The sequence below is a fragment of the Streptomyces sp. RKAG293 genome, from assembly GCF_023701745.1.
Taxonomy (GTDB): domain Bacteria; phylum Actinomycetota; class Actinomycetes; order Streptomycetales; family Streptomycetaceae; genus Actinacidiphila.
In genome coordinates this window covers 847,407-866,251 of sequence record NZ_JAJOZB010000001.1, presented here as the reverse complement: position 1 = coordinate 866,251, position 18,845 = coordinate 847,407, and the positions used below count along the sequence as shown (strand labels likewise).

Annotated in this window: 18 protein-coding genes; 7 read left to right on the top strand and 11 right to left on the bottom strand. The window is 70.9% G+C overall.

The features are described from left to right. Nucleotide 1: 1 nt before the first annotated feature. Complete coding sequence (locus LNW72_RS03775) at nucleotides 2-1,081, bottom strand: 3-oxoacyl-[acyl-carrier-protein] synthase III C-terminal domain-containing protein (protein WP_250974021.1); 1,080 nt, start codon at nucleotides 1,079-1,081, stop codon at nucleotides 2-4. Nucleotides 1,082-1,197: 116 nt separating this feature from the next. Here LNW72_RS03775 and LNW72_RS03770 point away from each other — a divergent pair, with 116 nt between their 5' ends. After that, nucleotides 1,198-2,103 carry a UbiA family prenyltransferase gene (locus LNW72_RS03770; RefSeq protein ID WP_374117131.1) on the top strand — a complete coding sequence of 302 codons (906 nt, stop codon included), beginning with the start codon at nucleotides 1,198-1,200 and terminating at the stop codon, nucleotides 2,101-2,103. Here the strand turns inward: LNW72_RS03770 and LNW72_RS03765 are convergent. Continuing rightward, nucleotides 2,096-3,553, bottom strand: coding sequence for an MFS transporter (locus tag LNW72_RS03765; protein WP_250974020.1), 1,458 nt, complete (start codon nucleotides 3,551-3,553; stop codon nucleotides 2,096-2,098). The genes LNW72_RS03770 and LNW72_RS03765 overlap by 8 nt on opposite strands. Nucleotides 3,554-3,692: 139 nt before the next feature. Here LNW72_RS03765 and LNW72_RS03760 point away from each other — a divergent pair, with 139 nt between their 5' ends. Together LNW72_RS03760 and LNW72_RS03755 are read left to right on the top strand one after the other, a co-directional pair. Continuing rightward, the gene (locus tag LNW72_RS03760; protein WP_250974019.1) at nucleotides 3,693-4,277 is read left to right on the top strand and encodes an XRE family transcriptional regulator; all 585 of its coding nucleotides are present in this window, start codon (nucleotides 3,693-3,695) and stop codon (nucleotides 4,275-4,277) included. Between the two features lie 154 nt (nucleotides 4,278-4,431). After that, entirely contained in the window at nucleotides 4,432-4,989 is a 558-nt protein-coding gene (locus tag LNW72_RS03755; RefSeq protein WP_250974018.1) for a DoxX family protein, read from the top strand. On the opposite strand, the gene LNW72_RS03750 is transcribed toward LNW72_RS03755, so the two are convergent. The 3 genes from LNW72_RS03750 to LNW72_RS03740 form a co-directional block, all read right to left on the bottom strand. Beyond that, the gene (locus tag LNW72_RS03750; RefSeq protein WP_250974017.1) at nucleotides 4,984-6,078 is read right to left on the bottom strand and encodes a hypothetical protein; all 1,095 of its coding nucleotides are present in this window, start codon (nucleotides 6,076-6,078) and stop codon (nucleotides 4,984-4,986) included. The two genes, LNW72_RS03755 and LNW72_RS03750, sit on opposite strands and share 6 nt — an antisense overlap. Before the next feature lie 83 nt (nucleotides 6,079-6,161). Continuing rightward, complete coding sequence (locus LNW72_RS03745; RefSeq protein WP_250974016.1) at nucleotides 6,162-7,130, bottom strand: pyridoxamine 5'-phosphate oxidase family protein; 969 nt, start codon at nucleotides 7,128-7,130, stop codon at nucleotides 6,162-6,164. A 225-nt stretch (nucleotides 7,131-7,355) separates the two neighbouring features. Beyond that, a complete protein-coding gene (locus LNW72_RS03740; protein ID WP_250974015.1) occupies nucleotides 7,356-7,823 on the bottom strand; it encodes a DUF2269 family protein in 468 nt (155 codons plus the stop codon). Nucleotides 7,824-8,164: 341 nt separating this feature from the next. On the opposite strand from LNW72_RS03740, the gene LNW72_RS03735 reads away from it, so the two are divergent. After that, nucleotides 8,165-9,115, top strand: a complete 951-nt coding sequence (locus LNW72_RS03735; protein WP_250974014.1) for a GlxA family transcriptional regulator — start codon at nucleotides 8,165-8,167, stop codon at nucleotides 9,113-9,115. Here LNW72_RS03735 and LNW72_RS03730 read toward each other — a convergent pair. Beyond that, a complete protein-coding gene (locus LNW72_RS03730; protein ID WP_250974013.1) occupies nucleotides 9,026-9,631 on the bottom strand; it encodes an ATP-binding protein in 606 nt (201 codons plus the stop codon). The genes LNW72_RS03735 and LNW72_RS03730 overlap by 90 nt on opposite strands. A 208-nt stretch (nucleotides 9,632-9,839) precedes the next feature. Between LNW72_RS03730 and LNW72_RS03725 the strand changes: the two genes are divergently transcribed. Beyond that, complete coding sequence (locus LNW72_RS03725) at nucleotides 9,840-10,802, top strand: helix-turn-helix domain-containing protein (protein ID WP_250974012.1); 963 nt, start codon at nucleotides 9,840-9,842, stop codon at nucleotides 10,800-10,802. Nucleotides 10,803-10,831: 29 nt separating this feature from the next. On the opposite strand, the gene LNW72_RS03720 is transcribed toward LNW72_RS03725, so the two are convergent. The 3 genes from LNW72_RS03720 to LNW72_RS03710 all read right to left on the bottom strand — a co-directional run bounded on the left by LNW72_RS03720 (nucleotide 10,832) and on the right by LNW72_RS03710 (nucleotide 15,465). Next, nucleotides 10,832-13,354, bottom strand: coding sequence for a discoidin domain-containing protein (locus LNW72_RS03720; protein ID WP_250974011.1), 2,523 nt, complete (start codon nucleotides 13,352-13,354; stop codon nucleotides 10,832-10,834). Nucleotides 13,355-13,517: 163 nt separating this feature from the next. Next, nucleotides 13,518-14,726: a cytochrome P450 gene (locus tag LNW72_RS03715; RefSeq protein WP_250974010.1), complete on the bottom strand. Its 1,209-nt coding sequence runs from the start codon at nucleotides 14,724-14,726 to the stop codon at nucleotides 13,518-13,520. Beyond that, complete coding sequence (locus tag LNW72_RS03710) at nucleotides 14,716-15,465, bottom strand: tRNA-dependent cyclodipeptide synthase (RefSeq protein WP_250974009.1); 750 nt, start codon at nucleotides 15,463-15,465, stop codon at nucleotides 14,716-14,718. Before LNW72_RS03710 ends, LNW72_RS03715 begins: the two co-directional genes overlap by 11 nt. A gap of 383 nt (nucleotides 15,466-15,848) precedes the next feature. Here LNW72_RS03710 and LNW72_RS03705 point away from each other — a divergent pair, with 383 nt between their 5' ends. Further along, complete coding sequence (locus tag LNW72_RS03705; RefSeq protein WP_250974008.1) at nucleotides 15,849-16,421, top strand: TetR/AcrR family transcriptional regulator; 573 nt, start codon at nucleotides 15,849-15,851, stop codon at nucleotides 16,419-16,421. Between the two features lie 76 nt (nucleotides 16,422-16,497). Here LNW72_RS03705 and LNW72_RS03700 read toward each other — a convergent pair whose 3' ends face one another. Next, entirely contained in the window at nucleotides 16,498-16,917 is a 420-nt protein-coding gene (locus LNW72_RS03700) for a nuclear transport factor 2 family protein (protein ID WP_250974007.1), read from the bottom strand. A gap of 215 nt (nucleotides 16,918-17,132) precedes the next feature. After that, nucleotides 17,133-17,855, bottom strand: coding sequence for a spermidine synthase (locus LNW72_RS03695; RefSeq protein ID WP_250974006.1), 723 nt, complete (start codon nucleotides 17,853-17,855; stop codon nucleotides 17,133-17,135). A 192-nt stretch (nucleotides 17,856-18,047) separates the two neighbouring features. On the opposite strand from LNW72_RS03695, the gene LNW72_RS03690 reads away from it, so the two are divergent. Continuing rightward, nucleotides 18,048-18,644: a dihydrofolate reductase family protein gene (locus LNW72_RS03690; RefSeq protein ID WP_250974005.1), complete on the top strand. Its 597-nt coding sequence runs from the start codon at nucleotides 18,048-18,050 to the stop codon at nucleotides 18,642-18,644. The last annotated feature ends 201 nt before the right edge of the window (nucleotides 18,645-18,845 follow it).

Genomic DNA, 18,845 nt, shown 5'->3' with positions numbered 1-18,845 from the left:
CCTACCAGCGCAGCAGCACCAGTTCGCAGCAGAAACCGGGCCCCATCGCCAACAGCAGCCCCGGGGCGCCCGCCGGTGGGCGGCGCTCCGCCCAGGTGTCGCGCAACACGTGCAGGACCGACGACGAGGAGAGGTTTCCGACGGCGGCCAGGTGCCGCCATGTCACGTCCAGCGCCCCGTCCCGCAGTTCGAGGCTCTCCGAGACCGCCTCCAGGACGCGGGGCCCGCCCGGATGGCAGACCCAGGTGGCCACGTCCTTCGGTTTGAGACCGTGCTCGCCCAGGAACTCCTTGACGTCGTCGGCGAGGTGGCGGCGCACCACGTCGGGGACGGCGGGATCCAGCACGACCTTGAAACCGGAGTTGGTGATGTTCCAGCCCATGACCTGTTCGGTGTCGGGGTACAGCCGGCTGCGCGTCGCCACGATCGTCGGCCCCGACGGTACGGGCGCCCCGGCGGACGGCTCGGCGGCGCGCGCGGCGCCGCAGGCCACGACCGCGGCCGCGCCGTCGCCGAACAGGGCCGTGGCCACCAGGTTGGCCATGGAGTCGTCGTTGCGCTGGAAGGTGAGCGAGCACAGCTCGACCGACAGCAGCACCGCCACGTGGTCCGGCCGCCCGAGCAGGTAGTCGTGCACCCGGGCCAGTCCTGCGGCTCCCCCCACGCAGCCGAGACCGAACAGCGGCATGCGCTTGACGTCCTCGCGCAGGCCGAGCCGTCCGACGAGCCTCGCGTCGATCGACGGGGTGGCGATCCCGGTGACCGAGGTGAACATCAGGAGATCGACGTCGGAGGGGACCAGCCCCGCCGCGCGCAGCGCCCCCCGGATCACCTGGGAGCCGAGGGTCGTGGCCCCGGCGATGAAGGCGTCGTTGGCGGCTCCGAAGCCGTCGAGTTCCGCGTACCGGTCGAGCGGCAGCGTCATATGGCGCGAACGGACCCGGGAGCCCTGATGAAGCCGGTCCAGCACCCGGCGGTCGGCGCTCGGGGGCAGACAGGTGCGCGCCACTATGTCCGTGATCTCGGCCTGCTCGTGACGATGGGGCGCCAGGGCGCCGTGAACGGCTGCGATACGGGTCATGGGACTCCCGACGTGGGGGCGGGGCCTGCTCGGGAACTTCGCCCGGGACAGGCATTCAACACCCGGTGATCGCCCGGACACGCTGCGACACGACCAGAGGTGCCTAGGATCGGCCCGTGGCCATCCCCGAGCAGCCGATCGCCGATGCCCCGTCCGCCCGACGAGACGGCGGCGCAGCCGGACTGACGTGGTCCCGGGCGCGGGCCCCGGTGCGGGCTCTGGTGGGGTCCTGCCACCCCGGGCCCACGGCTGCCGTCACGGTGCTGGTGACCGTTCTGGCCTGGTCCGCGGGCCACAGTGCCGTGCGCACCGCGCTGATCGCCGCGGCCGTCCTGACCGGCCAGTCGTCGGTGGGCTGGTGCAACGACGCGTTCGACGCGCGCCGTGACATCGCCGCCGGCCGCCGCGACAAGCCGATCGCGGCCGGGGCGGTCGGCGTCAGGACGGTGTGGACGGCCGCGTGGTGCGCCCTGGCCCTGTGCGTGCCGCTGTCGCTCGCCGTCGGTCCGCTCGCGGGGGCCGTCCACCTGGCCGGAGTCGCCGCGGCCTGGGCCTACGACCTGCGCCTCAAGTCGACGGCCTGGTCCTGGCTGCCCTACGCGGCGGGCTTCGCGAGCCTGCCGGCCTTCGTGGCCCTGAGCCTGCCGGGGCACCCGTGGCCGGCCTGGTGGCTCGCCTGCGCGGGAGCGCTGTTGGGTGTCGGCGCCCATCTGGGTGATGTCCTGCCGGACATCAGCGATGATCTCGCGGCCGGAGTACGGGGATGGCCGCAGCGACTCGGCGCCTCGGCCACCCGCCTGCTGCTCCCGCTGCCCCTGGTGGCCGCGACCGCCCTCCTGGTCCTCGGACCGCCCGGTCCACCCGGCACCCGGAGTGCGGCGGCACTTCTCGCCGCCGTACTCGTCGCCGTCACCGGATCAGTGGTGGGCCGTCAGTGGGAGCGGGCGGCCTTCGCCGCCGCCGTCATGGTGGCGGCGCTGGACGTGGCCCTGCTCGTCGGCCGCGGCGCGGCGATCACCTGACCGGGACCTCCGCGGGGGAGCTCCGCCGGGCGAGCGCGCGGCCTCCTACCGCGATGACGAGTGCGACGGCGATCAGGGCCGCCGCCACCGCGAACGTGATCCGCATACCGGTGGCTACGGCGTCGGGGGCCGCTGTGGTGATGTCGTTCGTCGCCGCCGCGAGGGCGAACACGGCGCCCATGACGGATGCTCCGGTGATGAGACCGAGGTTGCGCGAGAGATTGAGCATGCCGGAGATGACGCCTCGGCGGTCCGGCGGAACGTCCGTCATGACGGCGGTGTTGTTGGCCGTCTGGAACACCGCGTAGCCGGCGGTGATGACCACGATGGGCACGAGGTAGCCGGCGATGCCGAGGCTCGCCGGTGTGAGGGACAGAACCAACGAACCGGCCGTCATGGCGACCAGCCCGAGGACGGTCATGCGCGGGGCGCCGAAACGGTCCGCGATGCGACCGGCGGGCACTCCGGTCAGCGCGGCGACCAGCGGACCGACGGACAGGACCAGTCCGACCAGCGCCTCATGGAGCCCGAGCGCACGGGCGAGATAGAACGGCCCGACCACCAGCGTGGCCATCATGACCGTCGAGACGAGCGTGCTCATCGCGAGACTCGCGCTCAGCGCGGGATCGCGGAACATCGTCAGACGGATCAACGGTGACGCCGCCCTGCTCTCCGCGCGCACGAAGAGACCGACACCGACGGCGGCGGCCACCAGCAGACCCACGTTGAGCGAACCGAAGCTGCCGCGCCCCATGGTCATGGCGAGCGCATAGGCCGCGAGTGTCAGCGCGAGCAGGAGCGTGCCCACACGGTCGAAGGCGGCGCGGTCGGTCCCGGGTCTCTGCCGGTCGGCGGGCAGGTGACGGTGGGCGAGGAAGAGAGCCAGGAGGCCCAGCGGCGCGTTGACGAGGAAGATCGCCCGCCAGCCGGGTCCTGCGATCAGAGCGCCGCCCAGCGACGGGCCCAGGGCGGTGCCGACCGCGGACATCGTTCCGAGCAGCCCCATGGCGCTGCCGGTGCGTGCCTTCGGCACCGTCTCACCGACGAACGCCATGGTGAGCGCCATCATGATGGCCGCGCCGAGGCCCTGCGCCGCCCGGGCGGCGATCAGCGACCAGAGCGTGGGCGCGAGACCGCACAGCACCGAGGCCGCCGTGAACAGGAGGATCCCGCCCAGGAGCAGCCGCCGGCGGCCGATGAGGTCACCGAGCCGGCCGACACTGACGATCACGGTGGTGATGGCCAGGAGATACGCGAGGACGATCCACTGGACCTGCTGGAACGAGGCGGTGAACGCCTGCGCCAGCGTCGGCAGAGCCACATTGGCGACGCTGGTGCCGAGTGAGGACAGCAGCATGGACAGCGAGAGGCCGGCGAGCGCCCACCGGACCGACGGCGTCGGCACCGTGGCTCCCGCCGCCGTGTCCTGTCCCGCACTGATGATTTTCACGGTGAACTCCGTTTCCTGGTGACCCGCGAACTCGCGCACCCGGTGGGTCCGGCAAGGTCATGGCCAGGAGCGTGCATCTACCGGGAACGCGGCGGCAACTCTTGTTGCCAATTCCGGGACGGCAGGATGGAATGCCCGCATGGACACCCCACCGCCCCACCAAGCGGTCCTCGACGAGGTCGCCCCCCGGCTCCGACGGCTGCGCGCCGAGCACGGCCTGACGCTGGCCGCGCTCTCCGAGGCGACCGGCATCTCCAAGAGCACCCTTTCCCGGCTGGAGTCCGGACAGCGCCGCCCCAGCCTGGAACTGCTGCTGCCGCTCGCCGGCGCCTACCGCGTGGCGCTGGACGAGCTGGTCGGCGCCCCCGAAGTGGGGGATCCGCGGGTGCGGCTGACCCCGCGCGCCCTGCCGAACGGGGGTACGTCCGTAGCCCTGTCCCGGAGTCCTGGCCGCCTCCAGGCGTACAAGATGGTCATCCCCGACCGGGGTGCCGAGCCGGTTCTGCGGACGCACGAGGGCTATGAGTGGCTGTACGTGCTGGAGGGCCGGCTGCGGCTCGTCCTCGCCGAGCACGATCTGGTCCTCGGTCCCGGCGAGGTCGCCGAGTGGGACACCCGGCTGCCCCACTGGTTCGGCAGCGCGGACGGGCGGCCCGTGGAGATCCTCAGCCTCTTCGGGAGGCAGGGGGAGCGCATGCACGTCCGCGCGAAGCCCAGCGCCTGACGGGACGATGCGCCGCCCTGCGACGGCCGCGGCGGGGGAGCACGTCCCGATGCCCGGATGGCCCACGGCCGGGGCGCGGATGCGGCTCCTGGCGCGGAGAGTGGAGACGTATGTCCGTAGCCGTTCGAGCGCAGCCACCCACCTGGAGACAGCGATGACGTGCATCAACCGACGGGACCTCGGTCTGCTCACCCTCCGGGTCGGCACCGGGGCGGTGCTGATGGCCCACGGGACGCAGAAGCTGTTCGGCTGGTTCGGTGGTGGGGGCCTGACCGGGACCGCGGCCGCGATGGAGCACATGGGGTTCACGCCCGGCCGGGAGAGCGCGCTCGCCGCCGGCATCGGTGAGGCGGGCGGCGGAGCGCTGCTGGCACTGGGCCTGGGCACCCCCGTCGCCGGGGCGGCAGCGGCGGGCGCCATGGCAGGTGCCGTGGCGGTCCACGCGCCGGCCGGATTCTTCGCCCAGGGCGGCGGTTTCGAATACCCCGCGTTCCTCGGGTTCACCGCGGCCACGGTCGGTATCGCGGGGGCGGGCCGTTACGCCCTGGACCACGCCACCGGTCACCGTTTCGACCGGCCGTGGGTGGTCGCGGTGGCCTTCGTCGGCAGTGCGCTGATGGCCGCCGCCGTCGTCACGAAGCGGGCCAACGCGCAGGCGGCCGAGGACGACGAGGAGGAGGGCTTCGGACCGGACGAGGACGGCACGTCATGACGGGAAACCGATGTGCACATGGTCGTGATGCGTGTCGTCGGAGAAGAACTGATTCGACGTCACACCACCCGTCAGCAGCACCGGGCCGCCGACGTTGTACGAGCCGGCCGCCGCTGCGGCCCGCATGAACGCGGTGATCAGTGCGCGCGGGGTGGCCGGGTCGACGACCGGGTGGCCGTTGATGCGCCAGACGTCGAAGGCCCTGCCGACCGGATGGTCACTGGGGCGGCTGGTGCCGAACACGTCCAGCGGATGCCCGGACCGCACCACGCTCACCGACATCCGGTAGGTGTCGGCCAGCCGCAACATCGCCTGGAGCACGCTGTCGTGCACGGTGCCGCTCCGGATGTCGGCGGCCGCAGCGGGCGGCAGCTCGATGGCCGAGCGGGCCAGCACCGCGCGTGTCGACGCGGTCGGCGACGGGGCGGCAGGCTCGGAGACCGCCGGATGCAGCGCGGTGACGCTCCAGCCGGAGCCCGTCCGGCTCAGCCGCACGTCCACCGTGGTGCCGCCGTCGATGACGGCTCCGGCGCCGTTCCTGCTCCATTGACGGCACACCACGAGGACGCTCGCGGTGTCGGTCAGCAGGCCGCCGTACTGTGCGTCGATCACCTGCAGACGCGCTTCGTCCCCCGGTCCCAGCAGGGAGCCGGCCTGCGACGCGAGTTGGCCGGCGAGCGGGGCGGGAATGCCGAGCGCGGCGGCCCGCGCCGCGGCCCGGCGCTCTCCGGCCTGTCCGGCCCGCCACGATCCGAGCGCCTCGATGAGCGTGACGGCACTCCGCTTGGCCGCGGGCTCGATCTCGCCGGCACCCGGCCGCCACGGCGCGGTCGCGGGAAGCGTCGCGCTGGGCGGGGCGGACGTCGCGGTGGACGACGTGGGTGCGGCGGTCGAGGTGGCTGACGTGGACGGTGCGGCCGTGGTGGACGCCGTCTGCGGCCCGGTGGTACCCGAGGTGCCGGTGGACGACGGCGCCTTCGTGCCGTTCGAGCACCCCGTCGCCCAGATCAGTACGGACGATGCGCCCCACAGCAGCGACCGGCGGCCGACAGGACCGGTGGCGGCGGGGTGGGCGGGAGGCGTGGCCATTTGCAGCTCCTCGGACGAGGCGGCGTCAGGGCGCGACCAGTATCCGCCCGAGGAGGCTCAGCAGCGGGTTGCCACGGCGCAGGTCAGGTGGTGAGGCGCGGATTGCGCGGGTAGGCGCTGAAGGCGTCGGCCCGCAGCGGGGCCCGGCCGGTCACGAGGTGGCGCGGGGTGAAGTGCACCCGGCGTCCGGTCCCGCCGTCGTCGCCGGGAGCACCGGGTTCCGCCCACCGGACGTCGGCGGAGCCGGACAGGTGCAGCGTGGCGCCGGTGGCGAAATCCACGAACAGCAGGGCGGCGGTGTCGTCGACGGCGAGGTTGCCGAGGCTGTTGAACATGTTGTTGCCGGGGTAGTCCGGCCACCACAGGCCGTCGGGCCGGACGCGGACGAAGCCGGGCGAGCCACCGCGGTGGGAGGCGTCCGCGCCGCGGGTCGGATGGGTGGTTCCCAGGAAGAACGTGTCGGCCCGTTCGATCAGTCGCATGTCGTCGGCGTCCAGGGTCGTGTGCCGACCGTCGGTGCCCGCCCCCGCCACGGAGCGCGCTCCGTGTCCGGGCTCAAGGCGGCGCTGCTGGATGTACTGCGGGCAGTTGCCGTACGCCTGGTCGACCGACACCGTGAAGCCGGTGCCGTCGAGGGCGTCCAGGGTGCCGTTGACGCGCAGTCTGCGGCGGGTCGCGAAGTCGATCGCGACGAGGCCGACCTGCTGCGCGGGCGCCGGCCCCGGTGCGGCCAGCGGATCGCCCGGCGCGGGCAGGGCGTGGACGCGGAGGGTCGTGTCGTGGCCGTCGAGAAAACCCGGGGCGCCGCGCAGAGGGGAGGTCCACAGCGTCCCGTCGTGGTCCCGGGCGGTGAGGACGGCCAGGTCACGCGCCTCCAGGAAGCGGCTCGCACCCCCGGTGAGGTCCGGCGGCGCGAGCATGCCCGACAGCCGGGCGGCCGCGCCGAGGGATCCGGCGCGGCGCTGCACGGCGAGTTCTCCGTCGTGGAATCCGGTGGGATCGGTCGTGGGGGCTGTCCTGGCGGCTTCGCCGGTCTGCGGGAGCTGGGACATCGTGAACGCCTTCCGTGGGAGCACTCACTTGTGCTAATGGATACAGAAAGCTCTATCCATTAGTACAATGCCACGGATGCCGACTCAGGGCAAATGGCTGGATGGACTTGCATCCGTTAGATCGGCCGGGATGGGGCGGGCGGGTCGGCTGCCCGGACAGGACCACGAGGGAGGCCGGTTCGACGGCGGCGGAGACGCGCAGCGGCTGCCGGGCGCGCTTCATGGTCATGCTCCTGTGGTGGAACCGGGGCGGACGATCATCAGGACGGTCACCGCGGCCCACAGCAGGTTGAAGATCCCGGTGAGCATCGCCAGCCGCGCTGTCGCGCCGCGCTCGACGGGTGGCGACCCCTCGTCGAGCTGGGTCAGCAGGGCGTCCTGGCGCGGCAGAACCAGGAGCGCCAGGACTCCGGCGGCCACCGCTGTGAGCACGATGGACACGATGAGCCAGGTGTCACCCAGGACACCGAGGCTGCTGGCGGTGGCGAACCCGAAGACCGGGACCGCCAGCGCGATCACGGCGTACACGCGGCAGATGCGGTGCAGCAGCCGGACTGTGGCGATGGACGACGCGTCCGGGCCCGCCGCCTGGGCGCGGCGGGCCGCGGCGGGCAGCATGCTGGCGGCGACGGTCACCGGACCGATTGCGACGATGGCGGCCAGGACATGGACGGCGAGGAGGAATTTCGTCATGACAGGACGCCGTGCTCCGGCTCCGCTCCGTCCCGCAGGGCCGGTTCCGCCCTGACGTGTTGCTCGCCCAGCGGGGTGTCGATCGTCAGGTTCCAGATGCCTTCGGCAGTCACGTTGCAGACGTACTTTCGCTCGCGGAGTGGGCCAGCACGGGCAGTCTCTCTTCCGTCGTTCTCAGCGGTGCCGCACCACACGCTAGGCGAACCGTCGGAGGCTTCCCATGGGCTGGAACGACAAATGCCAACGGGTTCTCGCCATCCTTCTGACATGGTCGATTCCACGGCAGAAGCCTGTGAACATGGCTTGGTTCCCATGGCGAGAACTCATCTATCGTGTACTCCATGCACACCGTCGCAGTCCTTGTCCTGGATCAGGTGGTGCCGTTCGACATGGCGACGCCCATCGAGGTGTTCGGGCGTACCCGCCTCCCCGACGGGCGCCGGCCGTATCGCGTGCGGGTCTGCGGCGCCACGCCGGAGGTGGCCAGCGAGACCTTCACCCTGCGCGTTCCCTGCGGTCTGGAAGCGCTGGCGGACGCGGACACGATCATCGTTCCGGGCTGCTCGGAGGACGCCCCGCCGCCCGGCCCCGAGGTTCTCGACGCGCTGCGCGCCGCGGCCGCTTCCGGCACCCGCATCGCCTCGATCTGCAGCGGCGCTTTCATCCTCGCGGCCACGGGTCTGCTGGACGGGCTGCCCGCGACGACCCACTGGGTGGCGGCGGACCGGTTCGCCGAACGGTTTCCCCTCGTCGAGGTGCGGCCCGACGTCCTGTACGTCGACAACGGCCGGCTCCTCACCTCCGCCGGCGCGGCGGCCGGCCTGGACCTGTGCCTGTACATGATCCGCCGCGACCTGGGTTCCGCCGTGGCGGCCGACGCCGCCCGGCTGGCGGTCGTGCCGCTGGAGCGGGAAGGCGGTCAGGCCCAGTTCATCGTCCACGAGCAGCCGCCCGTACCGCGGGGATCACTCCTGGAACCGGTGCTGTCCTGGATCGAGGACAACCTCGGACAGGACATCACCCTGGAGGCCATGGCCGCGTGCGGTGGGATGAGCGAGCGGACCTTCAGCCGGCGGTTCCGGGAGCAGACCGGCACCACGCCGCTGCAGTGGCTGCTGCGGGCGCGGGTGCGCCGGGCGCAGTTCCTGCTGGAGACCACCGACTACGCGGTGGAGCGGATCGCGACGCAAGCGGGTTTCGGGTCACCTACCGCGTTCCGCGAGCGATTCAAACGGGTCGTCGGAGTGACTCCGTACGGCTACCGGTCCTCGTTCCGCCGTTCCGCCGCCTGAGCGGACGCCGACGTCGCGGACGCCGACGTCGCGGACGCCGACGTCGCGGACGCCGGCGTCGCGGGTGCACGGCAGGGTCCGGTCGGGGCGGGGGAGCCGGACCAGGAGCGTCTTCCCCTGCTCGTCGGTGTCGGTGTGCGTGTGGGTACTGCCGAGGGCCTCCGCGGCGAGCTCCGCCACCAGCCGCAGTCCCCAGCCGCCGCTTCCGTCCGCATGCGGTTCGGGAGTCGGGCGGGGGCAGTGCGGGTGGCGGTCGTGCACGGCGACGATGAGACTGCGCGGGCCGAGCGCCAGGATGATGTCGGCGGTCGGGGACCGGTGCGCGGTGTGCTGAACGCTGTTGGTGAGCAGTTCCGTCAGGATGAACAGGGCCGTCTCCACCACCGGGTGCTCCACATCCAGATCCCACGTCGCGAAGTGCGCCCGGGCGCGGCGCCGGGCGGTGGGCACCGACACCGCGACGGTGGGCACGGTGAAGATGTGTTGGCGGAGCTGGGACTGGATGGAGACCGGCACAGCGCGGATCCTTCCGGTGGGGCGGCATCGAACCCGGGTGAAAACGTCCGCAGGCCGAGCGGGGCCGTTGCGGAATGGTGCCGCTGGGGAGGCCGGTCCAGTGGTTCGAACGGACTGGCTGAAACCCACCGTAAACCGACCCCTTCCTGAGGGGAATGCCGGATAGTAGACATTGACCATAAGTAGACGCACCCATTCTGGGGGTCAGGTGTCCGACGGTTTCCTGTCGCCGGTGGGGCTCGGAGAGGTCGAAAGCGGCCTCTACCTGCATCTTCTCTCGGCGCCGCGCAGCACTGCCGCACAGCTGGCCGTCCTGGACGGCTCGACCGCGGCACGGATCCGTCCGGCCCTGGGCCGCCTGGCGGACGCCGGCCTGATCACGCGGCTGACGGGCTCACCCGTGCGCTACGTCGCGTCCCCGCCCGAAGCGGCCGTCGGCTCGCTCGCCTCCCGCCGGCAGCAGGAACTGGAAGAGCTCCGTGCGCACGTCCGCTCCCTCGCGCTGCGGTTCCAGGGCGCCGACGCGGGCCACCCCAGCGAACTGGTCGAGCTGGTGGAGGGCCGCGAGGCCCAGCTGAACCGCGTCGAGCAGATGCAGCTCGGCTCGGCGGAGGAGATGCAGGTCATCGACTGCCCTCCGTACTTCAGCAGCCCGACGTTCAACCCGATCGAGTTCCAGCTGCTGCGCCGCGGGATCAGCTGCCGGGTGATCTACGACTCGGTGTCGCTCGAAGGGCGCATGCCCTTCGTCCAGGACTGTATCGACGCGGGTGAGCAGGCCCGGAGTCTGCCGGCGGTGCGGATGAAGATGCTCATCGCGGACCGGCGCGCCGCGATGATCCCGTTGAACTTCGAAGCGACCGAATCGATGGCGGCCCTGTTCGTCCACCCCTCTCCGCTGCTGACGGCCCTGGTCACCTGCTTCGACCTGCTGTGGGAACGGGCGACCCCGCTGGCCGTCGACAAGAAGGGCACGGCAGGCGGCCTGGCCCCCGCCGACCACGAGCTGCTGTCCATGCTGGCGGCCGGAATGAAGGACGCCACGATCACCCGCGCGCTCGGCATCACCCAGCGGACGATGACCCGCCGCGTCGCCCACCTGATGGATGCACTGGACGCGAAAACCCGCTTCCAGGCCGGTCTGCAGGCAGCCAAACGCGGCTGGTTGTAGACGTCGCAGGACCGGTGCGGCGAGGACGGTCAGCCGATGGTGATCGTCTTGGCGATGCTGGGCACCCCGGCGGCGTCGAGGGCGAACAGCAGATAGGAGCCGGGCAGCGCCACGCCGGGGTCGGTGGGGACGGTCAGTTCGTAGACCCCCGCCGATACCTGATGCGACGTCAGCGGCACCCGCCGTTGGTCGTTGTCCGTGGAGTGGGTGGCCGCTCCGGTGCGGACGAGGGAGAAGGCCGTGACCGGCGTGCTGGTCGTGACGGTCAGCGTGGCGCCGTAACCGGCCGTCGTGGGAGGGGTGTTGGTGATGACGGGCCGCGGCCGCTGGGTGCCGTCGGGGTTGAGGAGATACGGCGGCGTGAAGATCGCGCCGTCGAAGTGGTTGGTGGCGCAGTCGCCGCACAGTCCGCCGCCGCCGGAGAAGATCCGGCCGTCGGGGAGCAGGTTCGCGACGCTGTGGTAGTTGCGGGGTACGGCCATGGTCGCCAAGCGGGTGAAGGCGCCGGTGGCCGGGTTCCAGATCTCCGGTGTCATGGCCGAGGTGGCGTCGGAGAAGGGAACGGGCCGGGACTGGCCGCCGAAGACGGCGACCTTGCCGTCCGGCATGACGACGCTGTTGCTGAAGGCGCGGGCGAAGGCCATGTCGCCGGTGCGCGCGCTGACGGGCTGCGGCCCGGCGGTGAGGTCGACGGTGTAGGCGCGGTTGGTGGCGTTGACGTTCTCGTACGCGGTGGCGCCGCCGAGGGTGAGGAGCTTGCCGATGTCGTAGGCGACGGCGTTGCCGTTCATCGCGTCCGGGCTGTCGGCGCGCACTCCGGCCGGGGTGATGGTGCCGTTTCCGGTGGTGTCGATCCAGTTGAGCTGCTTGCTGGGCCCGAGCTGGAGCACCCGGCCGTTGGACGTGCCGTAGAGCCACTGGTGGTTGTCGGCCCGGTAGGGCCCGGCGGGGTCAGCCGTCATCGTGGTCGTGACCGGAACGCCTGAGAGGGTGCGCCAGGTGCCGGTCGCGGCCGACCACACCTCGCCGTCCTTGCCTCCCTGGCCGCCGTTCCAGGATCCGCCGATGACGAAGGCGTCGCCGTTGGAGAGCAGCGTCATGGCCTGGTAGCCGCGGGGGATGTTCATGTCCGCGGTCGCGCTCCAGGTATCGGTGCGGGGGTCGTAGATGCTGGCGCGGGCGGCGTTGCTGCCACCGGTGACCAGCACCCGGCCGTCGGCGAGCATCGCCACACCGGGGCAGAACATGTCGTGACCGGTGTTGTCGACGCGCCGCTGGGTGACCTGGCCGGTGGTGAGATCCATGATGGCGGTCTGGGTGTAGCCGTTGCTGCCGCCGAAGCGGTCGGTGGCGTAGGCCGACCAGGCGAGCAGCTTGTTGTTCGGCAGCAGCGCGGTGGCCACCGGTACGAGCGGGAAGCCGGTGATCGGGCTCCAGAGGCCCGCGACGGCCGGGTCCGCCGGCCCGCTGAGGCGGATCTCGGCCGCGGAGGACCACGGTCCGCGGGCGCCCGCCTCGCTGGTGGCGGTGAGGCGCACGAACCTGGCGGTGGTCGGCGCCGTGAAGGTGGCGCTCTTGACCGTGTCGTCGTCCTTCCACGTCCCGGCGGCCAGCGGAGCCCCGAAGGTGACCCCGTCCGGACTGGCGGTGACCGTATAGGCACCGATCCGGCCGTTGGCCCCCGACGCGCGCGGCGTGTAACTGAGCGCGGACACCAGCTGGTTGGTGTGCATGTCCAGCGTGATGGAGTGCGGCAGCGCGGTGGGCGTGCCGGACCACTTGCTGTGCCACAAGGTGGTGGCATCGCCGTCCAGGACGTTGCCGGCACGGTTGTTCTGCGCGGCCGTCTCCTCGTCACTGGCCGTGGCGGTCCAGCCCGTGACGGGAAGTTCGACGACGGAGGCGGGCAGACCGGGATCGCCCAGCAGGTTGATCTCGGCGGCCGATGTCCATGGGCCGCGGTTTCCGGCCTCCGTCGAGGCGGTCAGCCGGACGAACCTGGTTCCCTGGGCGGCGAAGTTCAGCGTCTTGATGGTGCCGTCGTCGGGCAGGGTGCCGGCCGCCACCGGTCGCGTCCACGTCAGCCCGTCCGCGCTGAGCGCGATGGCGTAGACCCCGACCCGGCCGTTGGCACCGTTGGTGCGCGGCCGGTAGACGAGCGCGGACACCACCGCGGTGCGATGCATGTCGATGGTGAGGCTGTGGGGCAGCGCGGTGGCGGGCGCCGTCCACTTGCTGTGCCACAAGGTGGCGGCGTCGCCGTCCAGGACGTTGGCCGCCCGGTCGTTCTCGCCGGCGGTCTCCTCGTCGCTCGCGGTCGCCGTCCAGCCGGCCCGGGACAGGACCGGTGCGATCGGCTCCATGGCGGACGCCGGTGCGACACCGTGGTGCGGGGCGGGTGGCGGCGCCGTACCGCCCACCACGGGGACGGCGGGACGGCCGTCCGCGACGGCAGGCCCGCCCGCCGCCAGGAATGGCACGAACGCGGCGGCGACCGCGGTGAGCGACGTCAGGATCAGCCACCGCGAGCGCAGCCGGAGCAGCCACGGCAAACGCGAGGTCAGAAACGGCACAACGGTCCCCCCAGACACGTCAGCGACCGCCGTGCCCCCCAATTGAACCCGGCGATGGCCCGACCGTGTCAGCAAGGAGCGCCACTGTAAAGAGGCACTCGCCCGCCCCGGCTCTCCCGGGACGGGCGAGGACCGTCGGCCGTTACCACATGACGGGGAGCCGCTCGGGCATCCGCTTCATGAACCCGGTCCGCCATACGAGCTGTTCGACGGGGACGGCGAGCTGCAGGTCCGGCATCCGCTCCAGCAGCACTTCCAGGGCGATCTCGGTGTGCTTCTTGCCCAGCGCGGTGGCGGGGCAGTAGTGCTGGCCGCCGCCGAACGACAGATGTGCCGCGGTGTTCTCACGGCCGAGATCCAGTCGGTGCGGATCGGCGAACACCTCGGGGTCGAAGTTGGCGCCTTCGACGAGCACCAGGACCAGTTCGCCCTTCTTGACCTCCACGTCCCCGAGCATGACGTCCTCGAGGGCCAGCCGCGGCAGGCCGTCGCCGATCGACAGGTTGATCCGCAGCAACTCGTCGACCGCCGCGGGGATCTTGCCGGGGTTCTCGCGCAGTTCGGCCCACGTCTCGGGGTGCTGGATGAGGGAGAACACCGCCATCGTCAGGAACGCCGAGGTCGAGATCACTCCCGCGCCGAACATGGTCACGCCCACCGTGGCGAGCATCTCGTCCGTGAGGTGGTCGTACTCCGGGTCCTTGCGCAGTGCGGCGATATCGGCCATCAGCCCGGTCGTCGACGGGTCGTCCAGCCGCTCCACCATGTACGCCATGTCGCGGTCCCAGTTCAGCTTCGCACCGCTGACGGGGCAGGCGGAGTTCATGAACGCGATGTCCAGACTCGCGGCCAGCCGGGGAGCGTCGTCCTGCGGGATGCCCAGGATGCGGCAGTGCATGGCCTCGGAGTACGGATTGGAGAACTGCGCCCGCAGATCCACCGGAGCACCCTGCGCCGCCAGGCCGTCGACCAGGCCGTCCGCGTGGGAACGCATCCAGTCCAGCAGGCCGTCGGCCTTCGGGTTGATGGCCTTGAGCACCGCTTTGCGAAGGCCCGCCCCCGTGATGTTGCCCATGTTGTTGACGACCTCGGGCGGGATCGTCAGGGCATACTGCCTCGGCGCACCCGGCATCGAGGTGTCCTTCAGACTGAACCGGGTGTCCTCCAGCACCTGCTTGCACAGGGCGTGGGAGGAGACCAGCCACGCCTCGTCGCCGGCGATCGTCCGGACCCGCTTGACGGGCTCCTCACGCAACGCATCTATTTCGTGCGGCAGTTGGTCACCGCGCCAGGAGAACGGGAAGTCGAGCAGCGTCCCGGCCTGCGGGTCGAGCAGCGTCTCAACGGACATCGGAATCTCCTTGTGCGGGTGTGACGATGGCATGGCCCTGGTTACGCGAGGCTCGCAGTCCGAATCCGCGCGAGTAGAGAAGTTCGGCCATCGGCAGGAGCTGGTGGTAGCAATTGAGGGAGGAGGGAACCTCCAGGATCGCGGGGGTGTCCAGGAACAAAGGGGCCTCCGCGCATACGTACTTGAGGCACACTTCGCGCTGCCGCTCGGTGCTGGGCCTCCCGTCCAGGACTTTGGAGGTGAGGAAGGAGTCCACGAGCGTGTCGCAGGTCTTCCGGAACTCCGGATCGGTGTCCAGAAGAGCCCAGAGGCGGTCGTGGATTCTCCGGTAGGCCGGGATGTCCAGGAAATCCGACATGGCGTGGGCCCTGAGCCGCCCCCCGTGGGAGGCGGCTTCCACGGCATTGGTCACCTTGGCCCGGACGCCGCGCAGATTCTTGACGGCCTTGCGCCGGGCGTCATCGGGCGTATAGCCGGATGCCTCGTACATCTCGGCGACATGGAGGTCGGTATAGACGAAATCGACCTGCCGGAAGTTGTCGATGCCCCAGCGGGCGAGATCGGAGATGCGCTGCGCCGAGAAGTAACTGTTTCCCGGCGACACACCGATGACGGCATGGTCGCCCTCAGCGCGGATCACCTGGCAGTGGGAGGTGTAGGGCTGAACCTCGAAGACTTCGGCCGCTGTCGCAACCGGTGTGCAGGACGGAATCTCGAAGATTTCGGTCGCTGTCGTCAACTGGAGAGCGTCCTTCGGTGTCGCTAGTCCCGGGGAGCCTTGTGCTCCTGGTGTGGCGACAATGCGAGAAGTTAGTGCCCGGCCACGGAGAGTGTCAACGGGGGATCCGGCGCGCGAGATGAACATGAATGGGACATGACGTCGCCTTGTATCAACACACCATGCGGGATTGGCAATTGATGAGGATTCTCCGATTGATGGGGCGTCACCTGCGGGATGGTCGGGTCGCAGCGGCTGATGAATGACGTGGCCATGTCGATTCCGGGCCAATGGAGGGCGGGGCGGGAACGGATTGCGCCGTCCGCAGGCATTTCCGGAGGCCGCCTGGGTTGTTGCTACCCTAGGAGAACGATGGTTCTCGACGTGAGCGGAGATGGCTGGAAGTGCTGACCCCCGAGCTGGCCGAGGCGCGCGTCCTGGACGCGGCCGAGACCCTGTTCTACGACCGCGGGATCCAGTTGGTGGGGATGGACGAGATCCGGTCCACCTCCGGCGTCTCCCTGAAGCGGCTGTATCAGCTGTACCCCGCCAAGGGGGACCTGGTCGAGGCGTATCTGCGGCGGCGGGACACGGCCTGGCGGCGCCGGCTGGCCGAGTACGCCGATGCCCGGCCGTCGCCGCGCGAGAGCCTGCTGGCGGTCTTCGACTGGCTCTACGACTGGTTCGGCGAGCCGGACTTCCGCGGTTGCGCCTTCATCAACTCGTTCGGCGAACTCGGCGCGACCTCGCCGGAAGTGGCCGCCATCGCCCGCGCCCACAAGGACGCCTTCCGGAGGTATCTCGCCGACCTCGTGGCCGCCGCCGGCGAACCGGCCTGGGTCGCCGACCATGTCGCCCTGCTGGCCGAGGGCGCCATCACCACGGCCGCGATCTGCGGTTCTCCCCAGTCCGCACGTCAGGCCAAGGACGCGGTGCGCATCATCCTCGAATCCACCGGCGGCACCCGGCCCGCCTGACGGCGACGGCGAGTGGCCCCGCCGGGGGTTCGGCGGGGCTCTCCGCGAACGGTGAAGGCCGTCCGGGCGGGCGGCGTCAGAGGGAGATGCGGCGTTCGTCGGCGGTGATCGCGAGGTCGTTGATGCTCGCGTAGCGGCGGCGCATCAGGCCGTTCTCGTCGAAGTCCCAGTTCTCGTTGCCGTAGCTGCGGTACCACTGGCCCTGGTCGGTGTGCCATTCGTACTCGAAGCGCACCGCGATGCGGTGGTCGGTGTAGGCCCAGAGTTCCTTGCGCAGGCGGTACTCCAGTTCGCGCTCCCACTTGGCCCGCAGGAACTCCACGATCTCGGCGCGGCCGTTGATGAACACGTCGCGGTTGCGCCACTCGGAATCCTCGGTGTACCCGAGGGAGACCCGCTCCGGATCGCGGCTGTTCCAGGCGTCCTCGGCGGCCCGGACCTTCTGCAGCGCGCTCTCGGCGGTGAACGGCGGCAGCGGCGGCCTCTGCTCAGGCATGGTGTATTCCTTCCCATGGGAGAACCAGCGTTCTCCTCGCTTCGCAGCTTAGGAGAACGCTGGTTCTCGCACAAGGTCCGGCCCGGTTGCCCACCGGCCTCCCCGGCTCCTAAGGGAGCTGCCCGGGTGGCGGTGCGGTGTCGGCGAGGAAGTCGAAGGCCAGGCCGCTGGAGCCCTCGCCCCGGCCGGTGCCGCGCGCACAGCGGGCCGGCGACCTACCGCGCCTTCCTTGCCACGTAGACGGTGTTCGTCGCCGTTCCCTCTTGCAGTGGATTGTCGAACGGGACGACGTGGGCGGCCGGTTCCGCGAAGACCTCCGCGAGGACGGAGTTGAACTCCTCGTCCGGCGGGTCGTTCGACCACAGGGCGAAGACACCGTCGGGGTGGAGGCGTTCGGCGAGCGAACGCAGGCCCGCAGGCTGGTAGAGCGCCGCGTGCCGCGGGTGCAGGACGTGGCGCGGTGAGTGGTCGACGTCCAGCAGGATGGCGTGGAAGCGGCGCTCCGGTGCCTGGGGGTCCAGGCCGGTGGAGTCGCCGACCATCGCGAAGAAGTCGCCCTGGACCAGCCGGCAGCGGGGGTCGGACGCCAGCCCGGCACCCAGCGGCACCAGGCCGCGCCGGTGCCAGTCGATCACCTCGCCCAGCGTGTCGACGACGATGAGCGAACGCACCCGCGGGTCGTCCAGCGCCGCCCGAGCGGTGTACCCGAGGCCGAGGCCGCCCACGACGACGTCCAGTTGGGCGGCGTCCGGCAGCGGCGCCAGTCCGAGCCGGGTGAGCGCGATCTCGCCCGCCGTGAAGAGGCTGGACATCAGGAACTCGTCGCCGAGCTTCACCTCGTACACCTCGTCGCCGGACACCGGGTCACGTCGGCGCCGCAGACTGATGTCGCCCATCGGCGTCGGCTGCCAGTCGATCTCCTCGAAACGCGCGCTCATCCGTTCGCCCTTCTGGTGCCGGGATGACAGGAGAATGCCCGGCAAATCCGAAACGCCCACTCTCTCATGGCACAGGAGACGACTCTGCCGTGTGGCGATGGATCAACACGATCCCGGCGGGAGCGATGATTCCGGAGCGGCGCCGCAGTCTTCAGTGCCGTACACCCGGAGCGAGGAAGAGGAGCGAGTCCCATGCGCATCGTCATCAGTGAGTTCATGAGCCTGGACGGCGTCGTACAGGCGCCCGGCGGTCCCGAGGAGGACACCGACGGCGGGTTCGCGCACGGCGGCTGGTCGCACCCGTTCTTCGATCCCGAGGTGGTGGGCGGCGCCTTCTCCGACGCGTTGGCCAAGGCCGAGGCGCTGTTGTTCGGGCGCAGCACATGGCAGACCATGGCCGCGGCGTGGCCCGAGCGAGCGGGCGACCCGTTCGCCGATCGGATGAACACCATTCCGAAGCACGTCGTGTCCGGGACGCTCAAGGACGACGAGCTGACGTGGGACAACACCACGCTCATCCCCGGCGACCAGGCGGCCTCCCGCATCCGGGAACTGCGGGACGCCGAGGGCGGCGACCTGCTGGTCATGGGGAGCCCGACGCTCGTGCGCACCCTTCTGGGCGAGGGCCTGATCGACGAACTCCGCCTCATGATCATGCCGGTACTGCTCGGCGGCGGTAAGAGGATCTTCCTTGACGACGGTGCGCTGCGCACGCTCGAGCTGGTGTCCACCGTCATCAGCGACGCGGGCGTGCACGTGTGCACCTACCGGCCCGTCGCCGGTCGGTAGCACCGGCTCGGGGCGGCCCTGGGGTCGGCGAGCGAAGACGCGAGCGCGTCCCCAAGTGCGGTATGCCCGGCCAGGTTCGGGCATGCCGCACAGCCGTCTGCCGGATGCGTGTGAGACGTTGACAACGAGCACCGGAACCCGGATCAGGGAACCGGATCGGCGGTTGGAGCAGCGTGGCATCGCGCCATCGCACCAGGGTGG

Coding starts and splice junctions, on each gene's coding strand:
- LNW72_RS03775 (WP_250974021.1), bottom strand. CDS start 1,081: ATGACCCGTATCGCAGCCGTTCACGGCGCCCTGGCGCCCCATCGTCAC.
- LNW72_RS03760 (WP_250974019.1), top strand. CDS start 3,693: ATGGACACCCCACCGCCCCACCAAGCGGTCCTCGACGAGGTCGCCCCC.
- LNW72_RS03755 (WP_250974018.1), top strand. CDS start 4,432: ATGACGTGCATCAACCGACGGGACCTCGGTCTGCTCACCCTCCGGGTC.
- LNW72_RS03750 (WP_250974017.1), bottom strand. CDS start 6,078: ATGGCCACGCCTCCCGCCCACCCCGCCGCCACCGGTCCTGTCGGCCGC.
- LNW72_RS03745 (WP_250974016.1), bottom strand. CDS start 7,130: ATGTCCCAGCTCCCGCAGACCGGCGAAGCCGCCAGGACAGCCCCCACG.
- LNW72_RS03740 (WP_250974015.1), bottom strand. CDS start 7,823: ATGACGAAATTCCTCCTCGCCGTCCATGTCCTGGCCGCCATCGTCGCA.
- LNW72_RS03735 (WP_250974014.1), top strand. CDS start 8,165: ATGCACACCGTCGCAGTCCTTGTCCTGGATCAGGTGGTGCCGTTCGAC.
- LNW72_RS03715 (WP_250974010.1), bottom strand. CDS start 14,726: ATGTCCGTTGAGACGCTGCTCGACCCGCAGGCCGGGACGCTGCTCGAC.
- LNW72_RS03700 (WP_250974007.1), bottom strand. CDS start 16,917: ATGCCTGAGCAGAGGCCGCCGCTGCCGCCGTTCACCGCCGAGAGCGCG.
- LNW72_RS03695 (WP_250974006.1), bottom strand. CDS start 17,855: ATGAGCGCGCGTTTCGAGGAGATCGACTGGCAGCCGACGCCGATGGGC.
- LNW72_RS03690 (WP_250974005.1), top strand. CDS start 18,048: ATGCGCATCGTCATCAGTGAGTTCATGAGCCTGGACGGCGTCGTACAG.